Below are 25,012 nucleotides of genomic sequence, written 5' to 3' on the forward strand. Positions count from 1 at the left end.
CCTCAAGCTTCCTGCTTGCGAACCGGAGGATCGAGCGAGTGTAGCACGACGCGCCGGATCATGTCGGCATATTCACGATATTCAGCGGCGCGCTCCTCGTATATCTCGGCGACCGCAAGCCGGCCGCTGCGCCGACCGTCTCTGGCCATGCGCTGCACCAGCTCCGCCCGCTCCTCGATGATGCGGAGCGCGACGCGCAAGGCTTCATCGACGCGTCCCTCCTGCTCCTTGGCCAACGCATCGGCCGTGTAGGCGTGACCGACCTGGCAGCGGAACCGCATGGGGCGCACCTCCTTCATCTCGGAGAGGACGCCGCCGCATCCCGGACAAGTCAGCGCGACCGGATCGGCGAGCAAGGCAAGGCTGTCACTGCCGATGCGGTCACCAGCCGCAATCTCGACCTCAAGCCTGATTTCCGGAGGGATCGGCAGCGCCGCTCCCGCCGGTTCTCTGACGAGTTCGGACAGGACATCGCCCATTCCGGCGCCGGGCACGCAGAGATCAATCGTCGTCGCCTCCAGGGCGCGCCGTGGCATCTCGTCGGCAATGGCATCCCGGGGGTCCTGGACCACGGTCGTTCCACCACAGCGCTTGATGGCGTTGAGGCCGGCCGCGCCGTCGGATAACAGGCCGCTGAGGAGAACACCGATCACGCGTGGACCATGATGCAGCGCAGCCGAACGGAACAACGCATCGATCGCCGGCCGCACCATGTTTTCGCGCGGACCACGGCCGAGGAACACATGATGCTCGGACAGCAGCAGATGGTGGTCCGGCGCCGCCAGATAAATCTGGCCAGCCTCGATTTTCATGCCGTTTTCGGCCTGCCGCACCGGAAGCTTGCCGGCACTCCTCACCACCGTTGAGAGGATGCCGATGCCCTGCGCCGGTATGTGCAGCACGATGAATATGGCTGCCGGCAGGTCCGCCGGCAGGCGGCCCAGGATCTGCTTTAGCGGTGGCGTCGCCCCAGCCGAGCCCCCGATGACGATGATGTCGCGGTTGCTCATGGAACCCACCTTCGCTTGCATCGTTTGCACCAAGGCGGGTCCCGGGCTTATGTTCCTAATTGTTCAAGGGACCGCTGGAGGCATCATGCCCTTATCGTCCACGCTGCCCCGTGAAAGCTCACCGCTGACGGGTCGCCGCATTCTTGTGGTCGAGGACGAATATTTCCTCGCTGACGATATCGGCAAGACACTGCGCGCGCTCGGCGCCGAGGTGGCGGGTCCGGTGGGCCATATCGAGGACGCGGTGGGAATCCTGCACGGTGGCGGCATTCTCGATGCGGCGGTGCTCGACGTGAACATTCGCAACGAGACGATCTATCGCGTTGCCCGCGAGCTCAGGGCGCGTCAGGTGCCGTTCGTGTTCACGACGGGCTACGACAAGATCACCATTGAGCCGGATTTTCAGGACGTGCCGCTTTGGGAGAAGCCGATCGATATCGTGGCAATGGCCCGGAATCTGGCTGCGATCATCGGCGACCAACTGGCATGACGCGCGACGGAGGCGCTGCCGGTCTGCTCAACGAAAACTGAAGGGATATTCGATGATCTATTCACCGAATTCCGCTATCGACGCGCAACTCCTGACCCATTCGCGCGACCTGGTTCGCAAGGCATTGGCGTTGCTGCGCAACAGCGACCATCTCGTCAGCGCGCAGCGCCTGCGCGAGGAGTTGAGCCGAGAAAATTCCTGCAGCGACGGTCAACCGTACGGACATAAACGCCTGACCGTCACGCTCACGGCAAATTGACTGTCAGAACAGATGCACGAAGGCGAGCCAAGCGGTCACCGCCAGGCACAGGATCACGGCGGCGTAAGGCAGCGCAACGCGCAAAATGATCTCCCCGCCGTCAGCTCAACATCATCCAAACAATCGCCCCCGTCATCACGATAAAGCCCGTGATTGCGGTCGCGACAAAGGCCTGCTCGATGCGATCCATCACCATCGCAGCCCCCGTTTCCAGCCCGTGCAGTCTGATGGCCGGAGGAACCGCGCGCATTATGCTATGTGAATCGCCGGCACTGCTTTTTTTTGAAAGGCGACGTGCGCCTTGGGATGCACGGCGGCGCAGAGACTGGAACGCGCCCGCCGGGACACGGTTGATGCGTGGCGATCTCCTCAACCACAGGAGCGGTCCGTGCCAAGACTTTCAGTACTCGCTTGCCTGGTCATCGCGATCGGTGCGTTCGCGGGGTCGGCGCCTGCCCATGCCCAGGATTATCCCTGGTGCGTCCAGGGCAAGGGCGTGGGCTATCCCGGCGACTGCAGCTACAGCACACGGGCGCAATGCCTGGCATCGGCGTCGGGGCGCAACGTCGGCTGCGGCCTGAACCCGCGCGTTGCATACGGCCTGCAACGCCGATATCGCTACTGACGCCTAAGGGACAGCCAGTCGCACGCCGGCTGCACCGGGACGTTCGCCGCCTGCAGCAGGCGATGCCGCCTTGCCGCGCGGATCGTGGCAGGACACTCAGAGCAAGAATCCCTTCATCGCCTCGAGAAACTGCCCCGGCGATTGAAGCTGTGGCACGTGCGCGCAACCCGGAATGATCTTGAGTTCGGCACGCGATAACCCGGCGGCCAACTCATGCGACATCGGCGGAGGCGTCGCTTCGTCGTATTCGCCGACCAGGACGAGAACCGGGACTTTTACCCCGGCGAGTTCGGGGCGCAGATCCAGGCTTGCCAACGCGTCGCACGCGGCGCGAAACACGTTTGGATCCGTCCGCAGAAACGCTTCACGGCGCCCCCGCATCAACTCCGGATGCTGCTCCTGAAACTCGGGCGCGAACAGGCGCCGCATCGCGACATCAGTGATCGCTTCAAGCCCCTTCTCGCGAGATACCCTCGCCATGTTGCGGAACGCCTCGCGGCCGGGCTCCGAGAAAGCTGCGCCGCAATCGGCGAGGATCAGCTTGCTGGCAATCTCCGGGTGGCGAATGACCATCTGCAAGGCGACGAACCCGCCATAGCCATTGCCGAGCACGATCGTCGGCGCGCCCGCTGCAGCATCTTTCACGGCCTCTGCCATCCGGTCCGCGACCGCGACAAGTCCGCCTTCCACCGCATGTGAACGGCCGAACCCCGGCAGCTCCGGCACGATGGTCCGAAACGATTTCTCCAGCTCGGGCACGATCGCATCGAAACTCGCACGATCCGACAACAGCGAGTGAAAGAGGAAAAGCGGCGACCCCTCGCCCGATTGCGCTGCGTTGACGGTCCCGTTGGCAAGAAGCCTGTCCATGTCCGGTCTTTCCTAGACTGCGTCGGTCGGATCACGCGCAACTGCGTGCCCTGAACCGGCGATTGATAAATCAAATCTTCCGGATTTCAAGCATTTGACACTTGACGTGATATTTCAGGATAGCAATATTAGAGCCACGGAGGCCTTCCAGAATCATGCTTTTGCGCGAAAATATCTATGATCTCCTTAGAGCTGATATTTTAGCATGTCGCCTCGCGCCGGGCGATGAAATGCGAGAGCAGGATCTGGCCGAGCGCTATTCGGTGAGCCGGCAGCCGGTCCGCGATGCGCTCTTGAGGCTGCAGCGCGAGCACCTCGTGACGGTGCAGCCGCGCCAGGGCTATCGGGTCACCCCGATCTCGCTCGCCGACGCTCGCGACCTGCTGCGCTTCCGCCTCGCGCTGGAGCCCGCCTGCGTCGCCGAGGCGATCGAGAGTGCTCCTGACAGCGTCTTGAAATCGCTCGACGAATTTCGCCGCTTCTCCGGCAGCCACGAAGACTTCATCGCCTACAACCGCGGCTTCCACACTGCGCTGGCCCATGCGTCCGGCAATCGCCGCATGGCGGCGGCGCTGTGCGACCTGATTGGCCAGGCCGACCGGCTGGTCCGCGTCAGCGTGTCCAATCTCAGAGGGCACGATCCGGCGAAGCTCGTCGCCGAGCACGTCGCCCTGATCGAGGCTATGCAGCGGCGCGAGGTTCGAACCGCGACGCGCATCATCAAGGCCCACATCGCGGCCACCGAAAAACGCGTCCTGCCGGCGCTTAAGCGTAACGCCGTCATCGTTGAAGAGAGGTCATCATGAACATTCCGTCGAAACCCGCGTCCATCGACGTCGAAATCCACGGCAACTTCATTGATGGGCGTGAAGTCGAAGCCGGGAACGGCGCATTGCTGGACATCCGCAATCCCGCCACCGGCGACGTCATCGCCCGAATTCCCAACTCGACCGCCGAAGACATCGACCGCGCGATGAAGAGCGCGCGTGCGGCGTTCGAAGGCAAGGGATGGGGCGGCATGGACACGCGCACGCGTGCCAAGCTGATCAACAGGCTGGCCGATGCCTTCGAGGCGAACCTCGACAGCCTGTACCGGCTGGAAACCCTCAACAACGGCCGCCCGGTCAACGAGACCCGCGCGCAGCTCTCCCGCCTGCCCGATTTCTTCCGCTACTTTGCCGGCCTCGCGCTCGCGCGCCGCGACTCCGTGATCCCCGTCGAGGGCGCGTATCTGAACTACACGCTCCGCACCCCCATCGGCATCGTCGCCAACTGCACGCCGTTCAATCACCCTCTCATGATCCTGTGCAAGTCGCTCGCCGTGGTGCTGGCGACCGGATGCGTCACCGTGGTCAAACCGTCGGAATACACGCCGTTGACGACGTTGAAGCTCGCGAAGATCTTCACCGAAGCCGGCCTGCCGCCCGGCGTCTTCAATATCGTGCTGGGGCTGGGCCAGAACGCCGGCAAGATGCTGGCCGAGCATGGCGACATCGACAAGCTGGTCTTGACCGGCGGCACCGAGGCAGGTCGCATCGCCGGCAGCGCGGCCGCGAAGGTGTTTGCGCATCAAACCATGGAGCTCGGCGGCAAGACGCCGGTGATGGTGTTCGACGATTTCGACGTCGACCGCGCCGTCAACTATGCCGCGTTCGGCGCCTTCATCGGCGCTGGACAAACCTGCGTCTGCGCCTCGCGCCATATCGTTCAGGCCACGATCTATGACGAATTCGTCGAGAAGCTGAAGGCGAAGACCCGCACCATCCGCATCGGCGATCCCTTCGATCCGAGCACGCAATTGGGGCCGGTCATCTCGGCCCGGCAACGCGACCGTGTGCTCACCTATTCCCGCTACGGTCACGAAGACGGCGCGCGTCTCGTCACCGGGGGTGTTGCCGCGAAGGTACCGGGCCATGACAACGGCTATTTCGTCGAGCCGACCGTCTTCGCCGACGTCAAATCCGACATGCGCATCTTTCAGGAGGAAGTGTTCGGGCCGTTCACCTCGGTGACGCCGTTCAAGGACGAGGCAGATGCGCTGCGACTTGCCAACGACTCGCCCTTCGGCCTCGCCGCAGCAATTCGTACCCGCGATGTCGCCCGAGCTCATCGAGTGGCCGCCGCCGTCAAGGCCGGCATCGTCTGGATCAACGACCACCACCGGCTCGATCCGGCCTCACCCTGGGGCGGCGTCGACGACTCTGGCATCGGCCGTGAATGCGGCAGTGAGAGCTTCGACGACCACTTCAACACCAAGAGCGTGATGGTCGCAACCCACGAACAGCCGTTCGACTGGTATCGCGACACGGCCAGTCAGCGGCGGCTGAACTAGCAGACTTGCAGGCCAGCAGAACTGCAAGCGGCCGACCGCCCGCAGAAGGCGGGCCGCATCAACGAGAATAACGGGCAAGGGAGAGCGTATATGTCGACATCGGTGAACGCAGGCAGCCGTCTTGATCGGCTTCCGATCGGGCCATTCCATCGCCGCATCATGCTGCTGATCGGCATCGGGATGTTTTTTGACGGTTTCGACATCTACATCGCCGGGACCGTGCTCAGTGTGACGCTGAAAACGGGCTTTTCGACGCTCGCTCAGAACGCGGCTTTCATCTCGGCGACCTTTGTCGGCATGATGCTGGGATCGTTCGGCACCGGTTTCCTCGGCGACCGCTACGGACGCCGATTTACGTATCAATTCAATTTGCTCCTTTTCGGCATCGCCTCCCTTGCTGCGGCGTTCGCTCCGAACATGGCCTTCCTCATCGCCTGCCGTTTCGTGATGGGCGTCGGGCTCGGCGCGGAGAACGTCGTCGGCTATTCGACGATGACTGAATTCGTGCCTGCCCGCACGCGCGGCAAATGGCTCGGCTTCACGGCCGTGTGCGTCGTGACGGGCCTGCCCGTGGCGCTGCTGGTCGCATCGGTGCTCGTGCCGCAATTTGGCTGGCGCTCCATGTTCGTACTTGGGGGCGTCGGCGCGCTCGTCGTGTGGTACATGCGCAAGTCGCTGCCGGAATCGCCGCGCTGGCTGGAAGCCGTGGGACGCACCGCCGAAGCAGAAGCGCTCATGCAAGCCATCGAGAAGGAGGCGGCCCAGGGTCGGCCCCTGCCCGCTCCCGCGGTCACAACACCGGTCCCGGTCTCCCCCGATCTCGGCACGTTGTTCACCGCTCCTCTGCTGTCGCGGATGATCGTCGGTGCCATCTGCCTGATCACGATCAACACCCTGCTCTACGGCTTCGTGACCTGGCTGCCCGTGTTCTTCGTCAAGCAAGGGCTTTCGATTGCGACATCGTTCGGCTATTCGCTGCTGATGGCACTCGGTGCGCCGATCGGCTCGGCCATCGGCGCGTTGACCGCCGACCGCTGGGGCCGAAAGCCGACCATCATTGGCGCGTCCATGATCTCAGTGATGCTCGGAATCCTCTACCCGATGATCTCGGATCCGATTCTGCTGCCGGCCGTGGGGTTCGCGCTGACCGTGCCGATCTACGTGCTGGTCGCCATCCTGTTCGGCGTCTACATTCCCGAGCTGTTTCCGACCGAGGTCCGCCTGCGCGCTTCCGGCATAGTCAATACGCTGGGGCGCGGCGCCACGATCGTCACACCGTTCCTCGTTGTGTCGCTGTTCGAGTCGCGCGGCGTGGCAGGCGTCATGGCGCTGATGATCGGACTGCTCGTGCTGCAGATCATCACGGTCTGGGCACTCGGCATCGAGCCTCGACATCGCAGCCTCGAGGAGCTCAAGGCCGAAGAATCCGCTTCGCCTGTTCTGAGCGAAGCTTCCTGAGAATATCCTCAGGCCTTGCGCAACTCTTGTCGTACTGTGGACGCTCCGATGCCTGCATCGGAGCGTCACGTTTTTCCTGCGCCCGCTGATACCGACCTACTCTCGCCCCGACTGCGCCTCGACCGCTTGCACGGCGACGCTCGCGACTTGCCGCAGCGCCTCGCGGTCGGCGCCTGAGGACGCCATCACGCCCATGCCGACGGCAACGGCCGAGACGTAGCGTGCGAGCGCTGCGGGATCTGACGTCTCCTTGAGATCGCCTTCGGCCTTGGCGCGGATGAAGCGATCGCGGAGCTGATCTTCGTTCTGGGCGCGGCGGGCGGCGAGCTCGAACGGGACATTCTCGGAGCCGGTGCCGCAGGCGATGCCGCCTTGCACGAGCAGGCAGCCGGGCGGATTGGCGGGATCGGTCTGCTTCTCGGCGATGCCCATCAGCATGCGCTCGGCGACCTCGCGGGCGGTCGGGGCGGCCACCACCTCTTCCATCCAGGCACCGCGCAGCTTGGTGTAGCGGTCGAGCGCGGCCTTCAGCAGCCCTTCCTTGTTGCCGAAGCAGGCATAAAGGCTCGGAGGGTTGATGCCCATGGCCTCGGTGAGCTGGGCGATCGTGGCGCCCTCATAGCCATGGCGCCAAAACACTTCCATCGCCTGGTCCAACGCTGCATCTGCGTCGAATCCACGGGGGCGTCCCATGGCCATGTGCCTGTCTCCTCGGAATTCGCGTTCTACCTGAGGCTCAACGCCAAATCCTATCTATTTGTTCTAGCTTTATTTTTTCTTGCGTCTTCCAACTTTCGCATTCGGCAGCTACGATTTTCGTAGTGAATGGTACATAAGTATCTTGCACTGCGGCGTCCAGCTCCACATCTGTAGCGAACACTACAAATCTGGAGCGCGCAAATGCCCCCGTCCCCCAACACCCGTACCGCCCGTTTCCGACGCCTTCTTGGCGGCATCGCCGTTGTCGGCGTCCTGGCGACGGCCGGTTCGATCGCAACCGGCCGCTATTTTCATGCAGCACAGGCGACCTCAGCGGCCGCCACAGCCGAGCAAGCCGTATCCGTCACAGTCGCCATGATCGAGCCACGGCAAACCGCGCTGTGGGACGATTTCTCCGGACGGTTAGAGGCCATCAACCGCGTCGAGCTCCGCCCGCGCGTGGCCGGCGCGATCCTCGCGACCAACTTCACCGAGGGCGCGCTGGTGAAGGCCGGCGACGTCCTGTTCAAGATCGATCCGGCGCCCTATGCGGCAGAGGTCGATAAGGCCGCAGCCCAGCTCGAAGCCGCCAAGGCGCGCGTGGTCTTCACCACCAGCGAGGTCGAGCGCGGCGCCCAGCTCGTCGGCAACGCCGTGGTCACGCGGCGCGATTTCGACCAGCGCGAGAACGCCAACCGCGAAGCCATCGCCAATGTGAAGGCGGCTGAAGCGACGCTTACGACCGCAAAGCTCAATCTCGACTACACCGAGGTGCGCGCGCCGGTCGACGGTCGCGTCGGCAAGATCGAAGTCACCGTCGGCAATCTCGTCGCCGCCGGCACCGCCTCCCCGGTCCTGACCTCGCTGGTTTCGGTCAATCCGATCTACGCCTCCTTCGATGCCGACGAGGAAGTGGTGCTGCGCGCGCTCAGCTCGATCGCCGATGCCTCCGGCAAGCGCGGCAATCTCGACCAGATCCCGGTCGAGATGACGACCTCCGGCGGGCTCTCGGCAAAGGGCCACATCCAGCTCATCGACAATCAGGTCAACGGCCAGAGCGGCACCATCCGCGTCCGCGCGGTGTTCCGCAACGACGACGGCCGCCTCATCCCCGGCCAGTTCGCCCGCGTGCGGATGGGCCAGCCGAAGCAGCAGACGCTGGTGATGATCGACGAGCGCGCGATCGGCACCGACCAGGACAAGAAGTTCGTGATGGCGGTCTCTGACGACGGCCGAGCCGTCTACCGGCCGATCACGCTCGGCGGCTCGGTCGATGGCCTGCGCATCGTCACCTCGGGCCTGAAGTCCGGCGAGCGCATCGTCGTCAACGGCCTGCAGCGCGTTCGACCAGGCGCCCTCCTCAAGACGGAGGTGGCCACGATGGGCGCGCGCGGACCGCAGCAGGCCTCCAACCACAGCAACCAGGACGTCGTGCAACGCTAGCTACATCATTCCGGGCCGCGCGCGGCGCGAGCTATGGTGCGCACCGCGCACCTGGGAATCTCGAAGTTACTGAACTCCGAAGACATGACTTCCGGATTCCGGGTTCGCGGGCTCAGCCGGCGCCCCGGGATGATGGGAGAGCTGTCTCTCGCGCAGGGGCAAAGCCATGAATCTCTCGAAATTTTTCATCGACCGTCCGATCTTCGCCGGTGTGCTCTCGGTCCTGATTTTCCTTGCGGGCCTGATCTCGTTGTTCGCGATGCCGATCTCGGAATACCCGGACGTCGTGCCGCCCTCCGTCGTGGTGCGCGCGACCTATCCCGGCGCCAATCCCAAGGTGATTGCCGAGACGGTGGCGACGCCGATCGAGGAGCAGATCAACGGCGTCGAGAACATGCTCTACATGTCGAGCCAGGCGACCACCGACGGCGCGATGACGCTGACGGTGACCTTCCGCCTCGGCACCGATCCCGACAAGGCGACGCAGCTCGTGCAGAACCGCGTGCAGCAGGCCGAGCCCCGCCTGCCGGCGGTGGTGCGCCAGCTCGGCATCATCACCAAGAAATCGTCGCCCGACCTCACCATGGTCGTGCACCTGCTTTCGCCGAACGGCCGCTACGACATGACTTACTTGCGCAACTACGCGGTGCTCAACGTCAAGGACCGGCTGGCGCGGATCGACGGCGTCGGCGACGTCCAGCTCTACGGCGCCGGCGACTATTCGATGCGGGTCTGGGTCGATCCGCAGAAGGCCGCCGAGCACGGGCTGACCGCAAGCGACATTGTCAAGTCGATCCAGGCGCAGAACGTCGAGGCTGCCGCCGGCGTGGTCGGCTCCTCCCCGAACGTCAAGGGCATCGACTTGCAACTGTCCGTCAATGCGGAAGGCCGGCTCGCGAACGAAGAGCAGTTCGGCGACATCGTGGTCAAGACCGGCTCGAAGGGTGAAGTCGTGCGGCTGCGCGACGTCGCCCGCATCGAGCTTGGCGCCTCCGAATACGGCCTGCGCTCGCTGCTCGACAACAAGCAGGCGGTGGCGATCCCGATCTTCCAGGCGCCGGGCTCCAACGCACTGCAGATCTCGGACCACGTCCGCGCCACCATGGCCGAGATCAAGAAGAACATGCCGGAGGGCGTGACCTACCAGATCGTCTACGACCCCACCCAGTTCGTGCGCTCGTCGATCGAGGCGGTGATCCATACGCTGCTCGAAGCGATCGCGCTGGTGGTTCTGGTCGTGATCCTGTTCCTGCAGACCTGGCGCGCCTCGATCATTCCGCTGCTGGCGGTGCCTGTATCGATCGTCGGCACCTTCGCCGTGATGCATGTCTTCGGCTTCTCCATCAACGCGCTCAGCCTGTTCGGCCTGGTGCTCGCGATCGGCATCGTCGTCGACGACGCCATTGTCGTGGTCGAGAACGTCGAGCGCAACATCGAGACCGGGCTGTCGCCGCGCGACGCCACCTATCAGGCGATGCGCGAGGTCTCCGGTCCGATCATCGCGATCGCGCTGGTGCTGATCGCGGTGTTCGTGCCGCTCGCCTTCATCTCCGGCCTCACCGGCCAGTTCTACAAGCAGTTCGCGCTGACGATCGCGATCTCGACCGTGATCTCCGCCGTCAACTCGCTGACGCTCTCGCCGGCACTGTCGGCCTTGCTGCTCAAGGGGCACAACGAGCCGAAGGACCGGCTGACGCTCGTCCTCGAAAAGGCCCTTGGCTGGTTCTTCCGCGGCTTCAACCGCGCCTTCACGCGCTCGTCGGAGAACTACAGCGGCACCGTGACCAAGGTGATCTTCGGCAAGGCCGCGGTCATGGGCCTCTATGTCGTCCTGGTCGGCCTGACCGCCCTGCTGTTCCAGCAGGTGCCGAGCGGCTTCGTGCCGGGGCAGGACAAGCAGTATCTCGTCGGCTTCGCGCGCCTGCCCGACGGCGCGACGCTCGACCGCACCGAAGAGGTGATCCGCAAGATGAGCGACATCGCGCTGACCCAGCCCGGCGTCGAGAGCTCGGTCGCATTCCCAGGCCTGTCGATCTCCGGCTTCACCAACTCCTCCAATGCCGGCATCGTGTTCTCGACGCTGAAGCCGTTCGATGAGCGCAAGGATCCTTCGCTGAGTGGCCCGGCGATCGCCGCCGAGTTGAACAAGAAATATGCCGGCATCCAGGAAGCCTTCATCGCCATGTTCCCGCCGCCGCCGGTCAATGGCCTCGGCACCATCGGCGGCTTCAAGCTCCAGATCGAGGACCGGGCCGGTCTCGGCTATGAGGCGCTGAACGATGCGACCAAGGCGTTCATGGCGGCGATGCAGAAGGCACCGGAGATCGCCGGCGTGTTCTCGAGCTTCCAGGTCAACGTTCCCCAGCTCTTCGCCGACATCGACCGCACCAAGGCGCTGCAGCTTGGCGTCCCTGTGACAGAGGTGTTCAACACGCTGCAGATCTATCTCGGCTCCTACTACGTCAACGACTTCAACAAATTCGGCCGCACCTACTCGGTCTATGTCCAGGCCGATGCACCGTTCCGCGCGCGTGCCGACGACATCAGGCAATTGAAGGTGCGCTCGTCCTCCGGCGACATGGTGCCGCTGTCAGCGCTGCTGAAGATTCGCCAGAGCGCGGGGCCGGAGCGTGCGATCCGCTACAACGGCTTCCTGTCGTCCGACATCAACGCCGCCGCGGCGCCCGGCTATTCCTCCGGCCAGGCACAGGAAGCGGCAACGCGGATCGCGGCGGAAGTGCTGCCGCCCGGCTTTGCCTTCGAATGGACCGACCTGACCTATCAGGAGTTCATCGCCGGCAATTCCGGCATCTGGGTGTTTCCGCTGGCTATCCTGCTCGTGTTCCTCGTGCTCGCCGCGCTCTATGAGAGCCTGACGCTGCCGCTCTCGATCATCATGATCGTGCCGATGGGATTGCTGGCCGCCATGTTCGGCGTCTGGATCTCGAAGGGCGACAACAACGTCTTCACCCAGATCGGTCTGATCGTGCTCGTTGGTCTTTCGGCCAAGAACGCGATCCTGATCGTCGAATTCGCGCGCGAGCTCGAATTCGCGGGACGCTCGCCGATCCGGGCCGCGATCGAGGCGAGCCGGCTGCGGCTGCGTCCGATCCTGATGACGTCGATGGCGTTCATCATGGGCGTCTTGCCGCTGGTGCTCTCGACCGGCGCCGGTTCCGAGATGCGCCGCGCCATGGGCGTGGCGGTGTTCTCCGGCATGATCGGCGTCACCGTATTTGGCCTGTTCCTGACGCCTGTGTTCTATGTGCTGCTCCGCACCGTCACCGGCATGAAGCCGCTGGTGCATCACACCAGCGACACCAGCGCGGCGCCGGTCCAGGGGCTCGGCCACTAGATCAGCGATATCCCGGATACCAACAATAAAACGAGCACGGTCTTGCGAAAGACCGTCTCGTTGACCCGGTGAAAGGCGATCACGCCAAGCGCCGAGCCGGCAAAGAGCGCAGGCAGACTGATCGCGAGGTCGACGAACACCTTCGACGACAGATCCTGGTGTCCGACCAGCAGGACGATCGCGAAGAGCTGCATCGCAGCGATGAACGGCTGCACCAGACCGCGCTGCTCGCTCTTTGGCATGCCGCGCATATCGCACCAGATCGTCGGGATGGCCCCGGGCATGGCCGTCAGCCCACCGATCAGCCCGCCTCCGAACCCGATCAGCGCGACCCAGTGCCGGCCGACGGCTTCACCGGCCGTCACCAGCGTCGGCCGCAGCAGCATGTAGGCTGCATAAAGCGCGACCACGATGCCAAAACCGCGCCTGAGCAGATGCGTATCCGTCGTCTGCAGCAGCGAGACCGCGATGGGAACGCCGATCAGACCGCCGACGATAAGCAGCAGGCTGCCCTCCCAGCGGATGCTGCGGCGGAGCGCCCACAGATTGGTGGCCTGCACGCCGATGCTGCATGCCATCATCAGCGGCACCGCTTCGAGCGGCTGGAACACGCGCAGCAGGATCGCGCCCGCCACGGCCGAGAACGCGAAACCCGAGAGCCCGGAGACGAACGCTCCGGCGAACACGGCAATGCTGAGCAGAATGTTGGTTGAGAAATCGGGCACGACGACGTCCTCCGCTCAGTCGTAGTACGTCTGCGGCACCGGGACGTCGGTGCTCTCGGTGCAGATCGGCGCATTGTGCAGATTCGCTGACGATGGAGGCGTCGGCTGTGCGCGAGAGCGCTCCAGCATCGCCAGACCCGCCAGCTGCAGAATGACGAGCGCCGCTGTCAGCACCATTGCGACGATATTGGCGTTACGCGCGCTCGAAGGTCTGGCGCTTGTCCGCGCGCTCACGCGCATCAAATCCGTGGGCATTTCCTGAAATTTCCTCTTCATGGCAGACCGGAATGATTTCAATCAAAAGCGATGCGTCATGCGGCGGCTCGAGCAGATGGCGGTATCTCCGCAGCATGCGTCCTGCCTCGATCGATCGCTGTTGGTGCAACGCCGCGATTGCGCGACCGACGATTCTGCGCAGCTTGCGAAGAACATTCGACGGTGTTCGCATGACAATCTCCTTTCAACTGGCGTGAGAGATTGAAGGCGTTGACCCGCGCTGACTGTGAATCGCTTCACACAGATCTCGAAACGACAGCACAAGAAATCGTGTGTACGGTCTCTTAGGGGAGAACGCCGCAATTCGCGTCATCCAATCGAATGACGCGCGATAACTTTCTAATGATGTTTCTGCTTGAACCAATTGGCGGGTCGCATCGACCAGCCTGTGCCGCGAAAGCGCGTCAGTGAACGAGCGGGTTGGAAAATCCCGCCACGAGCTTAACGAGATCGGCCTGACGAGAAACGCCCGTCTTGGCGAACACACGATGCAGATGCGTCTTCACGGTGGTCTCTGCGATGCCGAGCGCGGCCGCTGTTTCCGGCACGCCGCCGACCTCAACGATCGATTGCAGAACCCGCAGCTCCGAAGAGGTCAACTCGAACGCACGGTCAATGAGGCCAGCACAGGAGCGGGCATCGAGCTCTGCCTTCCAGATGAACAACGCTCCGACCGCTGAGGTTCGCTCCGCTGCACCATCGCGCAGCAGCGACGGCAGCGCGATGACATGTGCGACGTGGTAGGAACCGTCATGCGACATCAGCGGAATTTTCCGGCCGGCAGCCGCCGCCACGGACACCTCTCCCGCGTCACGGAAGATATCGCGCAGGGCCAGATTCGCCTCGGAGGATCTTGCGACGAGCCGCCCGCTGACTGACCGCAGGAAATCATCGGCGGCCAGGATCGTCTCGGCGGCCGGATTGCTGTGAACGATAAGGCAGGCTGCATCAAGCAAGATCACGCCGGCATTCAGCCTGTCCACGACTTCAGCAAGCGCGATCGCCCGCTGCTGCTTCCGCTCGACGGCCTGATTGATCAACAGCGCCCGGCTCGCATGCGGGACCAGAAGCTGCATCCGTGCCCGCTTCTCCGCGTCAAGCATTTCCTTGCCGGGGATAACGGTCAGCAACATCGGACAAGGCGACTTCGACCGCTCCAGCACCACGTTCGCCACATCGACACAGCCCTGGGGACGCAGCCATTCCTGATAAAAACGTCCACGGCGATACTCGTCGAAATTCACGAGATCGGGGATGTTGCGTACCTCACCGTATCTCGGGAGCCTGGCGAGCGGATCGTACCGGGCGTAGGTTTCGGCATAGAGCTGAATGTAGTGAGGATCGACCCCGCAATAGTAGTGCGTCGCGCCGGACTTGCTGACCGGGTCCTTCGAGATCAAGCCGCAGGCCTGGCTGCCGATGAATGCATTGAGCGAGACGACGACCTCGCTCCACAGCTCGGGGTGGAGGCCAGCGTCATATATTCTCTCGATCAATTCGGAATGTTTTGGAGGTCGGGGCATCGAAAGAGCCAATGGTCAAACATTGAGATGGCGAAATGTTCTTCATGCCCGGCGGCTTCTGTGAGTCTAACACGGGAGCAAAAGGTTCAACTCCGACAGTGATTTACGGATCAGTTGACAGGTGGAATGGAGAATCCCGCCGCGAGCCCGACGAGATCGGCTGGATGCAATGAAACGAACTGCGGTAGCATAGCACAACCACAGCATGCGGCATCCTCCGATTGGAGGATGCCGCCGGCCGGGCGGATGGGGCCCGGCCGGCGGACGTCGCGTTTGAACCGCCAGGGCTGGTGCCGGCTCAGAACGCGACGCGTACCCCGCCCTTGGCGGTGCCGGTGCGGCTCTGGTCGGACATCATCATGCCTTCGACCGCTCCGAACACCGACACGTTCCGGCTGGTGCGGTAGTCGAGGCCGAAGCCGGCCACCGCGCCGACGGCGCTGCGGCTGCCGGGCGTGACGAAGGCCAGGTTCTGCCCAATCAGCACCGCGTTGATAGTGGTGTCGCCGACGCGCTGGAGCGCGATCACGCCGCCATGGATGTTGGCCTTGAGCTCGCCGCCGCCAAGGCTCGTTACCCGCGAGAGATCGACCTCGCCGCGCTCTTCAAAATCCTGCAGCGTGCGGCCGCCGACCGAGAGCCCCTGCGCCGAGCCGGTCTCGCTATAGCCATCGAACCGGCCCGCGACGTAGCGCAGCCGCGCGGTCGGCGTGAGCAGATAGCCATTGCCGATCTCGAGCCTGTAGCCATAGGCGATCTCCGGGCTGACGTACCAGCCACTGTAATTCGCCCTCGCCGTCTCCATGCCGCCCACCGCGGCGTTGTTGAGCACCAGGCGGCGCGACTTGTTGTCGGCGTTGCCGCCCTGGACGGTGAAATCGAAGAACTGCGCAGCCCATTCGAAGCGACCATAGGCCCCGGCAAACACGTAGTTGGTGTCGACCGATTGCGAGTTGAGATCGACCGAGAGGCCGCCCTGCCCGCCGCCGAGGAAGGCACCGACCAGCCAGTTCGGCTGCACCTTGCGGTCGATGCCGATCGCCCCGGCCCAGGCCGTGGAAGTCGCGCGCAGGGTCGCGGCGGTCTCGTCCTGGATACGCTGGCCGCCAAAGCTGTTGGCCCAGACCGTGATCGGCGCCGGATCGGTCCAGAGGCTTCGTGGCGCCTTGGTGAAGGGACCGGCTTGCGCCGTCTCCGGCGCATAGGCCATCGCCATCATGTTGCTGCCGGCTGCGCCAGTGCCGTTCAGGCGGCCCTGCACCAGCGAGGACACTCCGCCGGTGAAATCCATCAGCGTGCGATCGGTCTGCGCCAGCGCGGTGGGATCGAGTGTTGCGAGCGTGGTGCCGGAGACGACTGACGGGCCGTTGAAGCCGCCGTTCGAAACGTTTGTGTTGATGACACCTTCGAAGTTGACAAAGGTCGGCAGATTGATCGTCGTCAGCGACGACACCCTGCTGCTGATCGGCGAGAGATTAATGTTGACCACGTCGGCACCGAAGCCGAAATCGACCACGCCGTTGATCTTCGAGCCCGGCAAGAGCGTCAAAGTATCGGCATTGCTGGACAGCTTGATCGCGGTCCCGCCGGTGCCGGTGATCGCGCCGCCGTTCGTGATATTGGCTCCGCCCAACACCTGCAGACCGGTCGCACCGGAGATGAGTCCGCCGGACGCATTCTCGATCGCCGCCGCGCCGTTGGCGCGGATTCCTGTGCCACTGCCCGCGCCCCCTTTGATCGTACCGGCATTGACGACGGTCGCGTTTGTTTCGGCAAAAATCGCTGTAGAACTGGCGTTCGTGGATAAGATCGTGCCGCCGTTGTTGTTGACCGTGACCGAACCTGTCGGCGATCGGATCGCACTGGCGTCGCCCGAGATCGTGCCGGTGTTGGCCGTTACATTCACCGTTTCCGCAACGATCCCAAAGCTGTCGGCGCCCGTTGCAACGATCTGTCCAGCGTTGGAGACATTCGCGACCAGCGCGTTGATGGCGGAGGCGCTGGCGTCGAACACCGAGATCGTGCCGCCAGCGCTATTCGCGACGGTTACGCTATCGCCGATCACGGCCGCCGATCCGCCTGAGATCGTGCCTGAATTCGAGGACACGACAACGGTCCTCGCCTCAATGGCCCAGCTTCCGGTCGCCTCCCCGCTGATCGTGCCTGTGTTGGCGACCGTCGCCGAGTCCCTGCCGGAAATGGCGATGCCATTGTCGGCCCCCGCGTCGATCACGCCGCCACCGTTGTTGTTGATCGTAGCCGTGAAGGCGAAGATGCCGATCGCGTTACCTTCGATTCTGCCGGTGTTGCTCGCAACCGTCACATTGCTGGTGCGAATTGCGGAACTGCCATCGGCGCTTGCGGCGATCGTGCCGGAATTTTTGATGACAAGGTTGCCGCCGGCAAAGACGGCGGTGCCGTTGTTTCCGGCGGCAAGGATCGAGCCTGTCCCGTTGGTGATTGTGGCATCGCTCGACGCATAGACTCCGTAGCGCACCCCGAGGATCTGGCCGCTGTTGGCCGTCAGATTGACCGCACTGCCCTTGATCGCGAACCCGCCCGCAGCGGTCACCAGGATATCCGACTCATTTTCCACGTTGATCGTACCGAGGCTGCTGACGGCGATGGCGTTGCTACCGAACACCCGAATGCCGATCACGCCAGCAGTTCCGGTGGGATTGTTCGTCAGGTTCAGGTCCCCCATGGCGGCAATTCCGGTCGCGCCGTTCGAGGCCCCAGTGCCCGCCACGATAAAGCCGCCGTTGGTGATCGTGCCCTGATTGAGCGTGATGCCGGAGGTCGTTCCGAACACGGTCGCGCCGGACACCAGGTTGAAGGTGTTGCCGGTATCGGTTGCCGATCCATAACCGATCGTGCCGTTCGCATTGGTCGTTGTTCCGGTACAGGTCACGACCGCATCATTGACCGGCGACGGTGGCGTGCACGCGGCCCCCGCGGGTTCAACCATGATCCATGGCGCCAGCAGGAACGCGGACGCGGGAATCCGCAGCAGGCCGCGGTTGACGGTCGAAAGAAGCCTTCGTTTCATTTTCATTCCACGGTCGACGCCGTTGGCCCTTATGAGCGCACAGGCATGTTGCGACCGGCCTCCTCCGATCGGAGGAGGCCGGCTGTTGCGACAACTGAATCGCTGAACGCCAAGGTAGAAGGAGGCTAGTCATCCGACTTGGACGGAAACGACCGCGTCTCGGCTTAGAACGAACCGAAGGCTGTTCACTCGGGACTGGTGCAGAGATGCGACACCGCGCACGCGGCTTAGGCCAGATCCCAGCCCTGCTTGTCCGCATGCTCCGCCCAGACCGCGGCGCGATAAACTTCGCGTCCGCTCGCATCCCTCACACGGATGCACGCATCGCGGTCGCGCAGATCGTCACGCCACACGAACAGATGCCTGGCCATGTCGTCGGCCGCCGAAAAAGTGGCCTCGGCGCGTTCGAAGACCATGCCGCCCGGGTCGATCATCACGACATTGCCGACCAGAAGATCGAAAAAGAAACGACGCATTCCAAAACTCCAGCGGGCGTCGCAGGCGACGCCCGGTCATGACCTATTCCGCGCGCCAGAACACGTAGTCGGCCGAATACGGCACGCTGCGAAAGATCCCGGCCTGATCGCAGGGACCTTTGACCATGCCACCCTGCGTGTTGATGCGCTGCACGTGGGTGACGCCATAGAACAGGCCGTTGCCGGTCTGGGTGACGACGGTGAATTTCAGCCACGGCATATCGTCAGCGGTCCGGCCCGCGACGCGGGCGGCGACCTTGGCCTTCACGGAGCTGCCGTCCTTGTGCTCCCACACCAGCGTGCCGGCGTCGACGGATTCCCAATGCAGTGCCGCGTAATGGCGGCCGACCGAATTGTCGCCGTCCATGAGCGTCGCGGCCGGCTCGCGCGCCTGCCAAACAAGCTGGTTCGCGGCGTCGGCTGGCATTCATAGATCTGCGCGCCCTCTGCATGGAGCGCGATGCCCGGTATCTCGCCGGGCACCCTGATCTCGTCGGGCATGCCTGCGAGCGCCGCACCTGCATAAAGGATAAAGAGAGCAACACTGCCGCTCAGCAGCCGAACAACAGCCATGACTCCACGATCAAGGGGCATGTCCAAATCCCTTCCTCTTGGTTGCAATCAACAGTTCACTGAAAGCCTGCGGAGGCCGATCACTCCACCATGCCGCTCCGGACATCGCTTGGCGTGGCGCCAAAGGTCCGCCGGAAACAGCGGTTGAAATAGGACAAGTCACCGAATCCGACGTCGTAGGCGATCGAGCTCACCGGACGTTCGGCAAATTCCGGCTTCCGCAGCATGCGATGGGCGCGCTTGAGGCGCTGCTCGATCAGAAAGGAAGAAAAAGTCTTGCCGTCCGCCTCGAACAAGCGCTGGAGATAGCGCGGCGTCACGCCGAGCTCCTGGGCGACGGTCGTAACCGACAGATCCGGCTGCCCGCAATTGTCGGCGATGAAGTGCTTCGTCCTCCGCAGCCGCGCGGCCTTGACGCCTTGCCGTCCTGCCAGCTCCCGAACCTCGCCCGTCGCGCCGAGGACAAGCGCCAGAAGATCATGCAGATGCGCAACGCCAAGCTGGCGCAACGCAGGCGTTGCAAGCGCCTCCCCCCGCATAAGAGCTATGGCGTAGTCGACAAGCAGCCGAAGTCCGGTCGTGTCGGCCGCCATGACGCGCATCACCGCATCGTCGATGTCCACGATCTTTGTCGCCAGCGCACGCCGCGGCACGCGCAGCGAAAAGCAGCCCCCCGGCGCAAATCGCTCCAAAGTCGCTACATCCTCCGCACTCGTCAACACTGCGTCTCCGGGATGAAGCCGCAGATCATGTCCTCGCGCGGATATTCCGATGATGCCGGATCGATTCACGACCAGGGCCAGGCTGTCATTGCCATCAATGACCTGTTGCTTCGTACGGATGATCCGCGCGCCAAACAGCCCGCCGGTCATCAACTGGGCTTCCGGCAGCGCAAGGGCTGTGAAGTTCGCCGCGAACGGCTCTCCTTCATTGGCGTCGACTTCGGCCTTGGCCAGGCCCCGGCAATAGAATTCGCGCAGCAATGGGACGCGCTCGCTTTCGGGAACCTCGTTCGTTGAAACGTAGAAAATGGAAAAATCGTCCTTGCCGCTCACTCCAATCCCTCCAATCGACGAGCAGGCCACGCGCTATTGAGTCCTGGCGGTTTTGTTTTTTGGCGCGCACTGCCCTTCAGGAGGCGCGATATACGAAAGTATCAGGCGAAAGGCGTCCTACGTTCGGAGGACCCGACCGCCCTGCTCATCACAATGGATTTAGGGCCCGGTGGCGAAATAACTCACAGGTGCCGGTGTTAGTGTCCGCGCTTCGCGCGAAGGGCGCGGTAAATCCGGCGGCGATCTTCACGAGATCGGCCTGCCTACCGGCGCCCGTCTTTTCAAAGAGGCGACCGAGATGTGTCTTCACCGTGGTCTCGGCGATACCGAGCTTGGCCGCGATATCGGGGACGCCGCCGATCTCGACGATGGCCGTCAAAACACGCAGCTCGGATGGCGTCAGCCTGAAAGCCTCAGCGATCGCATCGACGGCGATCGTCGGCGTCAGGGACGCTCTTTGCACGAAGAGCACGGCGGCTGCGGAATCCGCCAGCTGCTCCGGCCGGCCGCGTTCGCGCTTCAACCGGAGGGCGTGGACCAGATAGTGGGAGCCATCGACCGATCTCACCGGCTCGATCTGACGACGGCCGGCCGAGCTCGCAACACCATCGACGGCCTCGAACAGGCCGCGGACGATCCTGTCCGCCTGGCTGGTACGGGCCACGATCCGGTCGCCGACCATCGCAAACAGATTGGCGTCAGCAAATAGCTGCCGGCATGCCGCGTTGGCGTGCATGAGCCTCCCCTCTGCGTCGAGCAGGCATATTGCCGTCGTCAGTCCGTCGAGGACATCGGCAAGATCGGTGACCGTGTGGGAGCGGGCTCTCATGTGCCGCCCCATGATCCGCGACCGCTGGATGTGCGGAGCCACGAGCCGCATCCGCTCGCGCATCGCATCGTCGACGAGACCGCGGGACTGATGACGCATTACCTGCAAGATCGTCGTGCGCGCGCCCGATCTCTCGAGCGTGATCGTCGCGAGGTCCACGGCACTCTGCGGCTCCACCCACTCCCGATGGAAGCTCGTCGCGAGGAAGTCGGCATGGGGCATCACATCCGCCACGCTGATCGCCTGTTCGCTGGCGAGGTCGAGATGAAAATCGAGCAGAGGATCGAGCTCCACATACCTGTCACGATAGAGCTGCCGGAAGTGAGCGTCCGTTCCAAAGTGCTGGTGGATCTCGATCGAGAGCCTGGCCGCATCCCTCGACAGAATGGTTGCGGCCGATCCGCCGACGAAATTTGCAATCCGCTCCAGCACTGCGGCGCGCAGCGAAGGATCGGCTGCTGCATCATAGATCCCGCCGACCAGCGACGAGAACCGATTGGCCTCCGGGATGGTCATTGGTCGACGGACGCAATCTGCGGGTTGCCCCGATGAAAAATGCGAACGCTCCCGCTTCGGAGCGAGCCGAAGAAGACCGGCCGGGAAACTGTCGCCTTCAGCGCTGAGAGAACGATGCAGCCAAACGCTGGAATCTCGAACATCGTCCTTGGGTAACGTCAACCAAGGGAAGCTGCTTGGACGTTTTCGCCAAAGACTAGGAGAAATGCGAACTGCAAGCGGGCTGTGTGCCCAAGGACCGCGCCCGCTCGCACGGGCCTGATGCCTGAACCCGCGGCCCCGGCCACCTGCCTCGTGTCTTTACTTCCTGTTCTCCTCGCAGAACTTCAGCGCGGCGAGCGCTTCGCCGGCGCGGGGAACCTGCATCTCGATACTGTCGTCGTCATCATCCTCGAAATCGAGCGCCAGGCGCTTGGCCTTCGACAGCCGGTCCATGATCGATTGATCGAATTCGAAGATGCCGCGCACGGTGGTCTTGTCCATGACCTCCCACTTCGCCTTCTTCATGATGTCGGCGTCATCCGTGCTGAAATCCGCTCGCAATATCTCGCCGACCTTGTCCCATTCCCAGCCGTCGTAAATCATCACGATGACGATGGCCTTGTCGGAATAGGTGATCACGATCACGTAGTCGCGGTTCTCGTCCTCCTTGTCCTTGTAGCCGCGGCTCGCATTGCAATGCGTGTCCTGGGTGCGCTTCTCGATGGTCCAGTCGCCCACCTTGCTTTGTTGCGCGAGCGCAGGCCCGCCCACGACACCCGCGAGCAGCCCGGCAGCAAGAAGGAATCCTTTCATGTGAGCCTCCAGCCTGTTCCCCGTGGCAAGCTGACCACCTCAGCGGGAGAGCCGCAAGGGCTTCCAGTGATGCGACACAACCAATGGCGGACGGTGGCCTACCCGCGCCGCGGCACGATCGCGATCGGGGTGAAGGTGTAAACCTCCTCTCCGTTCTGATTGAACATGGTCCATTTCACCAGCGCGATGCCCTGCGGCTTCGATTTCGATGGCGTCAGGCTCATGACCTCGCCTTCGAGGTGGAGGCGGTCATTGGGCCGCACGGGCACCGTCCAGCGCAGGCCGTCGACGCCGGCGCCGATCAATGGATGCGGGCCAAACGGACGGGCCTGGATGGCGAGGTTCATGGCGATGGCCGCAGTGTGCCATCCTGACGCAGCAAGGCCCTTGAACAGCGTCGCCTTGGCGGCCTCGTGATCCAGGTGCATCGGTTGTGGATCGAACTCGGCGGCAAAGCGCTTGATGTCGGCTTCGGTGACCTGGATCTCCGGAGATTTGAAACGCATTCCGACGGTGAGATCGTCAAACCATTCAACTGGCACCATTATTTCGCCTCGCAATGGATAGGCCGCCGGAGGGAAGCTGCGCGGCTAAAAGGATGGACCAATTGTGGATTTTAGCGGGCCCACGGCTCACAAGCCAGCCCAGGGTTCCCCACGAAACCCCTTTCCCAGGTCGACGAAACACCCCTGAAACAGATGGCCGGTTATGTAGTTGTCAAAAGCCTACAGGGACGGCCACGATGCAATTCTTCCTCGACCTGATCCGGGATTATTCCTGCTGCCAACATCTCGTCGCCCTGCCGCTACGGGAGGATGAGCTATGATCGAGCTGATTTCGGGGCTGCTTGCCCTTTGCAGCATCGGCGTGTTCGCGGCGCATGCGCTCGACGCCTATCGGACGTCGCACTACTGAGGCACGCCTGAAGCGCGATGAGATGAGGATGAATCGTCATCGCGCTTAAGGTTGTTGTTTGAGCATGATCTTCTACACACTTGTCCGGATCACGCTCCAGCCGGTCACAAACTAGAACGGCCGCCGATAGAAATGCTCTGAATGCGTCGCCGGTGGAAATCGGTTGGCGAGCGCCAAAGCTCCCCGTTCGTTCGTCTCGAGGGCGATCTTCTGCGCCAGCATCACGTCGCCGGGCACCAAGAAGCCTGACGGGACGAAGCACCATCCCATCGTCGCAATTCCGGCTTCGTTGATCTCATGGACGTTCGCGGCCGTGCCGTAGTGAATGCGGTACCGCTTGCCGGTGTCGCACCCGACCACATCGAAATACCGGTGCTGCTCGAACTGTGCGAGCTGCGCCGGCGTCAGCCATTCGGACAGCAGCCGGCGTCCGCGGGCGTCCGGCGTGTTCTCTCCGAAGAAGCGCCGGTACAGCTCCCGCAGCGCATGCAGGCGCGCCCGCGCCGGCGCGCCGAGCCTGAACACCGCGATCATGAGCTGTTCGGATCAGCCGCCGACGAGGCGGGGATAGAACAGCGTTTCGTGCGCGGTCGGGTCGAATGACCGGATACGGGACACTTCACCGGGCGCCGTTCTCACGGCGGCAGTGAAGCCCAAGCCGGTCAGCTCGCGAAAGCGTCGTTCGGCCCGCGCCACCGCTTCCGCATTCTCGGGATCAAACTCGTGGCGCGTATCGCCGGTATGATCCATCACGATCTGGGTTGCCATGTTGAGCTCTCCTCGTGCCAGCCCCTGTCCCCGATCAAAGCAAAGCTTACACCGTCGGTTCCTTCTGCGACAGCAACTTTCTCACGCGCGACCCAGGCACTTCCTCGTGAAGCGCCTCAGCGGGCTGCCGACGCTCCGCCTCCCTCATCGATCTGCCGTCCCATCAACGCGATCGCCTTCTGATAGACGCCCGCGGCATTCCAGGCCTCGATGGCGGCGAAATTCGGTTCTCCCGGCTGGTAGCCGGCGCCTGCGCGCCAACCATGGGCCTTGAGGAAATTCGCGGTCGAGTTCAGAGCGTTGGCAGCGACGTCGAGATTGCCGGTGCCATAGGCCAGGATGTTCTTGGGCATGAACTGGGTCTGGCCGACCTCGCCGTGCATGGAGCCACGGGTCGCGCCCGACAGCGCGCCGCGGTCGATCAGCTTCAGCGCCGCATAGAGCTGGTCGGTGAAGAATTCGGGGCGGCGGCAATCATAGGCAAGCGTTGCGATCGACGACAGCATGTTCTGGTTGCCGCGCTGGCTGCCGAAACCGGTCTCCATGCCCCAGATCGCGATCAGCGGCCCCGGTGGTACGCCATAGCGCTGCTGGATCGAGGCAAACAGTGCGGCCTGCGACTGCTTCAGCGATCGGCCCCGCGCCACAATGGTGGTGGCGCCGCGCTTGGCGAGAAACTGGTCGAGCGACAGCGAAAAGCTGCGCTGGCCGCGGTCCGCCGCAATGGTGGCGCTGGCGTAATGGGCCTGCATCAGCGCCGAGATGGCGGTCTGTCCGATGCCCTTGGCTCGGGCTTCCTCGCTGAACTCACGCTTCCAGGCCTCGAAGCCGGCCGGCGAGCTGCCGCATTGCGCGGCATCGGCCGCTTGCATCAAAGAGAGAAGCAGCGCGGTAGCGCCGATCATCGCCGTCGCAACTGTCCTGCCCTTGGTCATTCCGCCTTCCTCTCTCTAGCTATGCGCGACCGGCTC

General features: G+C 63.4%; 25 protein-coding genes. 8 read left to right on the top strand and 17 right to left on the bottom strand.

What is annotated here, in order from left to right:
- Positions 1-2: 2 nt before the first annotated feature.
- Complete coding sequence (locus tag K289_RS0111340; RefSeq protein WP_027551620.1) at positions 3-1,010, bottom strand: chemotaxis protein CheB; 1,008 nt, start codon at positions 1,008-1,010, stop codon at positions 3-5.
- An 85-nt stretch (positions 1,011-1,095) separates the two neighbouring features.
- On the opposite strand from K289_RS0111340, the gene K289_RS0111345 reads away from it, so the two are divergent.
- The 3 genes from K289_RS0111345 to K289_RS48590 all read left to right on the top strand — a co-directional run bounded on the left by K289_RS0111345 (position 1,096) and on the right by K289_RS48590 (position 2,384).
- On the top strand, positions 1,096-1,500 hold the full coding sequence (locus K289_RS0111345; RefSeq protein WP_027551621.1) for a response regulator: 405 nt from the start codon (positions 1,096-1,098) through the stop codon (positions 1,498-1,500).
- 52 nt (positions 1,501-1,552) lie between these two features.
- Positions 1,553-1,759, top strand: coding sequence for a hypothetical protein (locus K289_RS0111350; protein ID WP_027551622.1), 207 nt, complete (start codon positions 1,553-1,555; stop codon positions 1,757-1,759).
- A 415-nt stretch (positions 1,760-2,174) separates the two neighbouring features.
- Positions 2,175-2,384 (top strand): DUF3551 domain-containing protein, encoded by a 210-nt coding sequence (locus tag K289_RS48590; RefSeq protein ID WP_245283897.1) that lies wholly within the window; start codon positions 2,175-2,177, stop codon positions 2,382-2,384.
- A gap of 96 nt (positions 2,385-2,480) precedes the next feature.
- On the opposite strand, the gene K289_RS0111365 is transcribed toward K289_RS48590, so the two are convergent.
- On the bottom strand, positions 2,481-3,254 hold the full coding sequence (locus K289_RS0111365) for an alpha/beta fold hydrolase (RefSeq protein ID WP_027551623.1): 774 nt from the start codon (positions 3,252-3,254) through the stop codon (positions 2,481-2,483).
- Between the two features lie 155 nt (positions 3,255-3,409).
- Here K289_RS0111365 and K289_RS0111370 point away from each other — a divergent pair, with 155 nt between their 5' ends.
- From K289_RS0111370 to K289_RS0111380, 3 genes are all read left to right on the top strand, one after another.
- Complete coding sequence (locus K289_RS0111370; RefSeq protein ID WP_027551624.1) at positions 3,410-4,060, top strand: GntR family transcriptional regulator; 651 nt, start codon at positions 3,410-3,412, stop codon at positions 4,058-4,060.
- Positions 4,057-5,586: an aldehyde dehydrogenase gene (locus K289_RS0111375; protein ID WP_027551625.1), complete on the top strand. Its 1,530-nt coding sequence runs from the start codon at positions 4,057-4,059 to the stop codon at positions 5,584-5,586. Before K289_RS0111370 ends, K289_RS0111375 begins: the two co-directional genes overlap by 4 nt.
- A 90-nt stretch (positions 5,587-5,676) precedes the next feature.
- Complete coding sequence (locus K289_RS0111380) at positions 5,677-7,044, top strand: MFS transporter (RefSeq protein WP_027551626.1); 1,368 nt, start codon at positions 5,677-5,679, stop codon at positions 7,042-7,044.
- A 96-nt stretch (positions 7,045-7,140) separates the two neighbouring features.
- Here K289_RS0111380 and K289_RS0111385 read toward each other — a convergent pair whose 3' ends face one another.
- Positions 7,141-7,743 carry a TetR/AcrR family transcriptional regulator gene (locus K289_RS0111385; RefSeq protein ID WP_027551627.1) on the bottom strand — a complete coding sequence of 201 codons (603 nt, stop codon included), beginning with the start codon at positions 7,741-7,743 and terminating at the stop codon, positions 7,141-7,143.
- A gap of 201 nt (positions 7,744-7,944) precedes the next feature.
- On the opposite strand from K289_RS0111385, the gene K289_RS0111390 reads away from it, so the two are divergent.
- Together K289_RS0111390 and K289_RS0111395 are read left to right on the top strand one after the other, a co-directional pair.
- Complete coding sequence (locus K289_RS0111390) at positions 7,945-9,186, top strand: efflux RND transporter periplasmic adaptor subunit (RefSeq protein ID WP_027551628.1); 1,242 nt, start codon at positions 7,945-7,947, stop codon at positions 9,184-9,186.
- A gap of 166 nt (positions 9,187-9,352) precedes the next feature.
- The gene (locus tag K289_RS0111395; RefSeq protein WP_027551629.1) at positions 9,353-12,541 is read left to right on the top strand and encodes an efflux RND transporter permease subunit; all 3,189 of its coding nucleotides are present in this window, start codon (positions 9,353-9,355) and stop codon (positions 12,539-12,541) included.
- On the opposite strand, the gene K289_RS0111400 is transcribed toward K289_RS0111395, so the two are convergent.
- The 14 genes from K289_RS0111400 to K289_RS0111475 form a co-directional block, all read right to left on the bottom strand.
- Positions 12,538-13,266 (bottom strand): sulfite exporter TauE/SafE family protein, encoded by a 729-nt coding sequence (locus K289_RS0111400; RefSeq protein ID WP_027551630.1) that lies wholly within the window; start codon positions 13,264-13,266, stop codon positions 12,538-12,540. The two genes, K289_RS0111395 and K289_RS0111400, sit on opposite strands and share 4 nt — an antisense overlap.
- Before the next feature lie 15 nt (positions 13,267-13,281).
- Positions 13,282-13,506, bottom strand: coding sequence for a hypothetical protein (locus tag K289_RS0111405; RefSeq protein WP_245283890.1), 225 nt, complete (start codon positions 13,504-13,506; stop codon positions 13,282-13,284).
- Positions 13,460-13,714, bottom strand: coding sequence for a hypothetical protein (locus K289_RS0111410; RefSeq protein WP_027551632.1), 255 nt, complete (start codon positions 13,712-13,714; stop codon positions 13,460-13,462). Before K289_RS0111410 ends, K289_RS0111405 begins: the two co-directional genes overlap by 47 nt.
- Before the next feature lie 232 nt (positions 13,715-13,946).
- Positions 13,947-15,065, bottom strand: coding sequence for a helix-turn-helix transcriptional regulator (locus tag K289_RS0111415; protein ID WP_027551633.1), 1,119 nt, complete (start codon positions 15,063-15,065; stop codon positions 13,947-13,949).
- Between the two features lie 298 nt (positions 15,066-15,363).
- The gene (locus tag K289_RS0111420; protein WP_027551634.1) at positions 15,364-18,114 is read right to left on the bottom strand and encodes an autotransporter outer membrane beta-barrel domain-containing protein; all 2,751 of its coding nucleotides are present in this window, start codon (positions 18,112-18,114) and stop codon (positions 15,364-15,366) included.
- A 227-nt stretch (positions 18,115-18,341) separates the two neighbouring features.
- Positions 18,342-18,590, bottom strand: coding sequence for a hypothetical protein (locus K289_RS0111425; protein WP_027551635.1), 249 nt, complete (start codon positions 18,588-18,590; stop codon positions 18,342-18,344).
- Positions 18,591-18,633: 43 nt separating this feature from the next.
- A complete protein-coding gene (locus K289_RS44215) occupies positions 18,634-19,017 on the bottom strand; it encodes a DUF3455 domain-containing protein (protein WP_245283891.1) in 384 nt (127 codons plus the stop codon).
- A 226-nt stretch (positions 19,018-19,243) separates the two neighbouring features.
- Entirely contained in the window at positions 19,244-20,218 is a 975-nt protein-coding gene (locus K289_RS0111435) for an AraC family transcriptional regulator (protein WP_027551636.1), read from the bottom strand.
- A 148-nt stretch (positions 20,219-20,366) separates the two neighbouring features.
- Positions 20,367-21,563, bottom strand: coding sequence for a LuxR C-terminal-related transcriptional regulator (locus tag K289_RS44220; protein ID WP_051310550.1), 1,197 nt, complete (start codon positions 21,561-21,563; stop codon positions 20,367-20,369).
- Between the two features lie 300 nt (positions 21,564-21,863).
- A complete protein-coding gene (locus K289_RS0111450; protein WP_027551637.1) occupies positions 21,864-22,358 on the bottom strand; it encodes a hypothetical protein in 495 nt (164 codons plus the stop codon).
- 98 nt (positions 22,359-22,456) lie between these two features.
- On the bottom strand, positions 22,457-22,903 hold the full coding sequence (locus K289_RS0111455; protein WP_027551638.1) for a MaoC family dehydratase: 447 nt from the start codon (positions 22,901-22,903) through the stop codon (positions 22,457-22,459).
- A gap of 481 nt (positions 22,904-23,384) precedes the next feature.
- Positions 23,385-23,807: a hypothetical protein gene (locus tag K289_RS0111465; RefSeq protein WP_027551639.1), complete on the bottom strand. Its 423-nt coding sequence runs from the start codon at positions 23,805-23,807 to the stop codon at positions 23,385-23,387.
- Between the two features lie 12 nt (positions 23,808-23,819).
- Positions 23,820-24,041 (bottom strand): hypothetical protein, encoded by a 222-nt coding sequence (locus K289_RS0111470; protein WP_027551640.1) that lies wholly within the window; start codon positions 24,039-24,041, stop codon positions 23,820-23,822.
- Between the two features lie 116 nt (positions 24,042-24,157).
- Complete coding sequence (locus tag K289_RS0111475) at positions 24,158-24,976, bottom strand: lytic transglycosylase domain-containing protein (RefSeq protein ID WP_027551641.1); 819 nt, start codon at positions 24,974-24,976, stop codon at positions 24,158-24,160.
- Positions 24,977-25,012 lie beyond the last annotated feature (36 nt).

Source organism: Bradyrhizobium sp. Cp5.3 (assembly GCF_000426265.1).
GTDB classification, from domain to species: Bacteria; Pseudomonadota; Alphaproteobacteria; order Rhizobiales; family Xanthobacteraceae; genus Bradyrhizobium; species Bradyrhizobium neotropicale.

Coding starts and splice junctions, on each gene's coding strand:
- K289_RS0111380 (WP_027551626.1), top strand. CDS start 5,677: ATGTCGACATCGGTGAACGCAGGCAGCCGTCTTGATCGGCTTCCGATC.
- K289_RS0111420 (WP_027551634.1), bottom strand. CDS start 18,114: ATGAAACGAAGGCTTCTTTCGACCGTCAACCGCGGCCTGCTGCGGATT.
- K289_RS0111405 (WP_245283890.1), bottom strand. CDS start 13,506: ATGCGCGTGAGCGCGCGGACAAGCGCCAGACCTTCGAGCGCGCGTAAC.
- K289_RS0111365 (WP_027551623.1), bottom strand. CDS start 3,254: ATGGACAGGCTTCTTGCCAACGGGACCGTCAACGCAGCGCAATCGGGC.
- K289_RS44215 (WP_245283891.1), bottom strand. CDS start 19,017: ATGCCAGCCGACGCCGCGAACCAGCTTGTTTGGCAGGCGCGCGAGCCG.
- K289_RS0111345 (WP_027551621.1), top strand. CDS start 1,096: ATGCCCTTATCGTCCACGCTGCCCCGTGAAAGCTCACCGCTGACGGGT.
- K289_RS0111465 (WP_027551639.1), bottom strand. CDS start 23,807: ATGATCGCGGTGTTCAGGCTCGGCGCGCCGGCGCGGGCGCGCCTGCAT.
- K289_RS0111350 (WP_027551622.1), top strand. CDS start 1,553: ATGATCTATTCACCGAATTCCGCTATCGACGCGCAACTCCTGACCCAT.
- K289_RS0111340 (WP_027551620.1), bottom strand. CDS start 1,010: ATGAGCAACCGCGACATCATCGTCATCGGGGGCTCGGCTGGGGCGACG.
- K289_RS0111455 (WP_027551638.1), bottom strand. CDS start 22,903: ATGGTGCCAGTTGAATGGTTTGACGATCTCACCGTCGGAATGCGTTTC.
- K289_RS0111370 (WP_027551624.1), top strand. CDS start 3,410: ATGCTTTTGCGCGAAAATATCTATGATCTCCTTAGAGCTGATATTTTA.
- K289_RS0111415 (WP_027551633.1), bottom strand. CDS start 15,065: ATGCCCCGACCTCCAAAACATTCCGAATTGATCGAGAGAATATATGAC.
- K289_RS0111425 (WP_027551635.1), bottom strand. CDS start 18,590: ATGCGTCGTTTCTTTTTCGATCTTCTGGTCGGCAATGTCGTGATGATC.
- K289_RS0111395 (WP_027551629.1), top strand. CDS start 9,353: ATGAATCTCTCGAAATTTTTCATCGACCGTCCGATCTTCGCCGGTGTG.
- K289_RS0111450 (WP_027551637.1), bottom strand. CDS start 22,358: ATGAAAGGATTCCTTCTTGCTGCCGGGCTGCTCGCGGGTGTCGTGGGC.
- K289_RS0111390 (WP_027551628.1), top strand. CDS start 7,945: ATGCCCCCGTCCCCCAACACCCGTACCGCCCGTTTCCGACGCCTTCTT.
- K289_RS0111375 (WP_027551625.1), top strand. CDS start 4,057: ATGAACATTCCGTCGAAACCCGCGTCCATCGACGTCGAAATCCACGGC.
- K289_RS0111475 (WP_027551641.1), bottom strand. CDS start 24,976: ATGACCAAGGGCAGGACAGTTGCGACGGCGATGATCGGCGCTACCGCG.
- K289_RS0111470 (WP_027551640.1), bottom strand. CDS start 24,041: ATGGCAACCCAGATCGTGATGGATCATACCGGCGATACGCGCCACGAG.
- K289_RS44220 (WP_051310550.1), bottom strand. CDS start 21,563: ATGACCATCCCGGAGGCCAATCGGTTCTCGTCGCTGGTCGGCGGGATC.
- K289_RS0111410 (WP_027551632.1), bottom strand. CDS start 13,714: ATGCGAACACCGTCGAATGTTCTTCGCAAGCTGCGCAGAATCGTCGGT.
- K289_RS0111385 (WP_027551627.1), bottom strand. CDS start 7,743: ATGGCCATGGGACGCCCCCGTGGATTCGACGCAGATGCAGCGTTGGAC.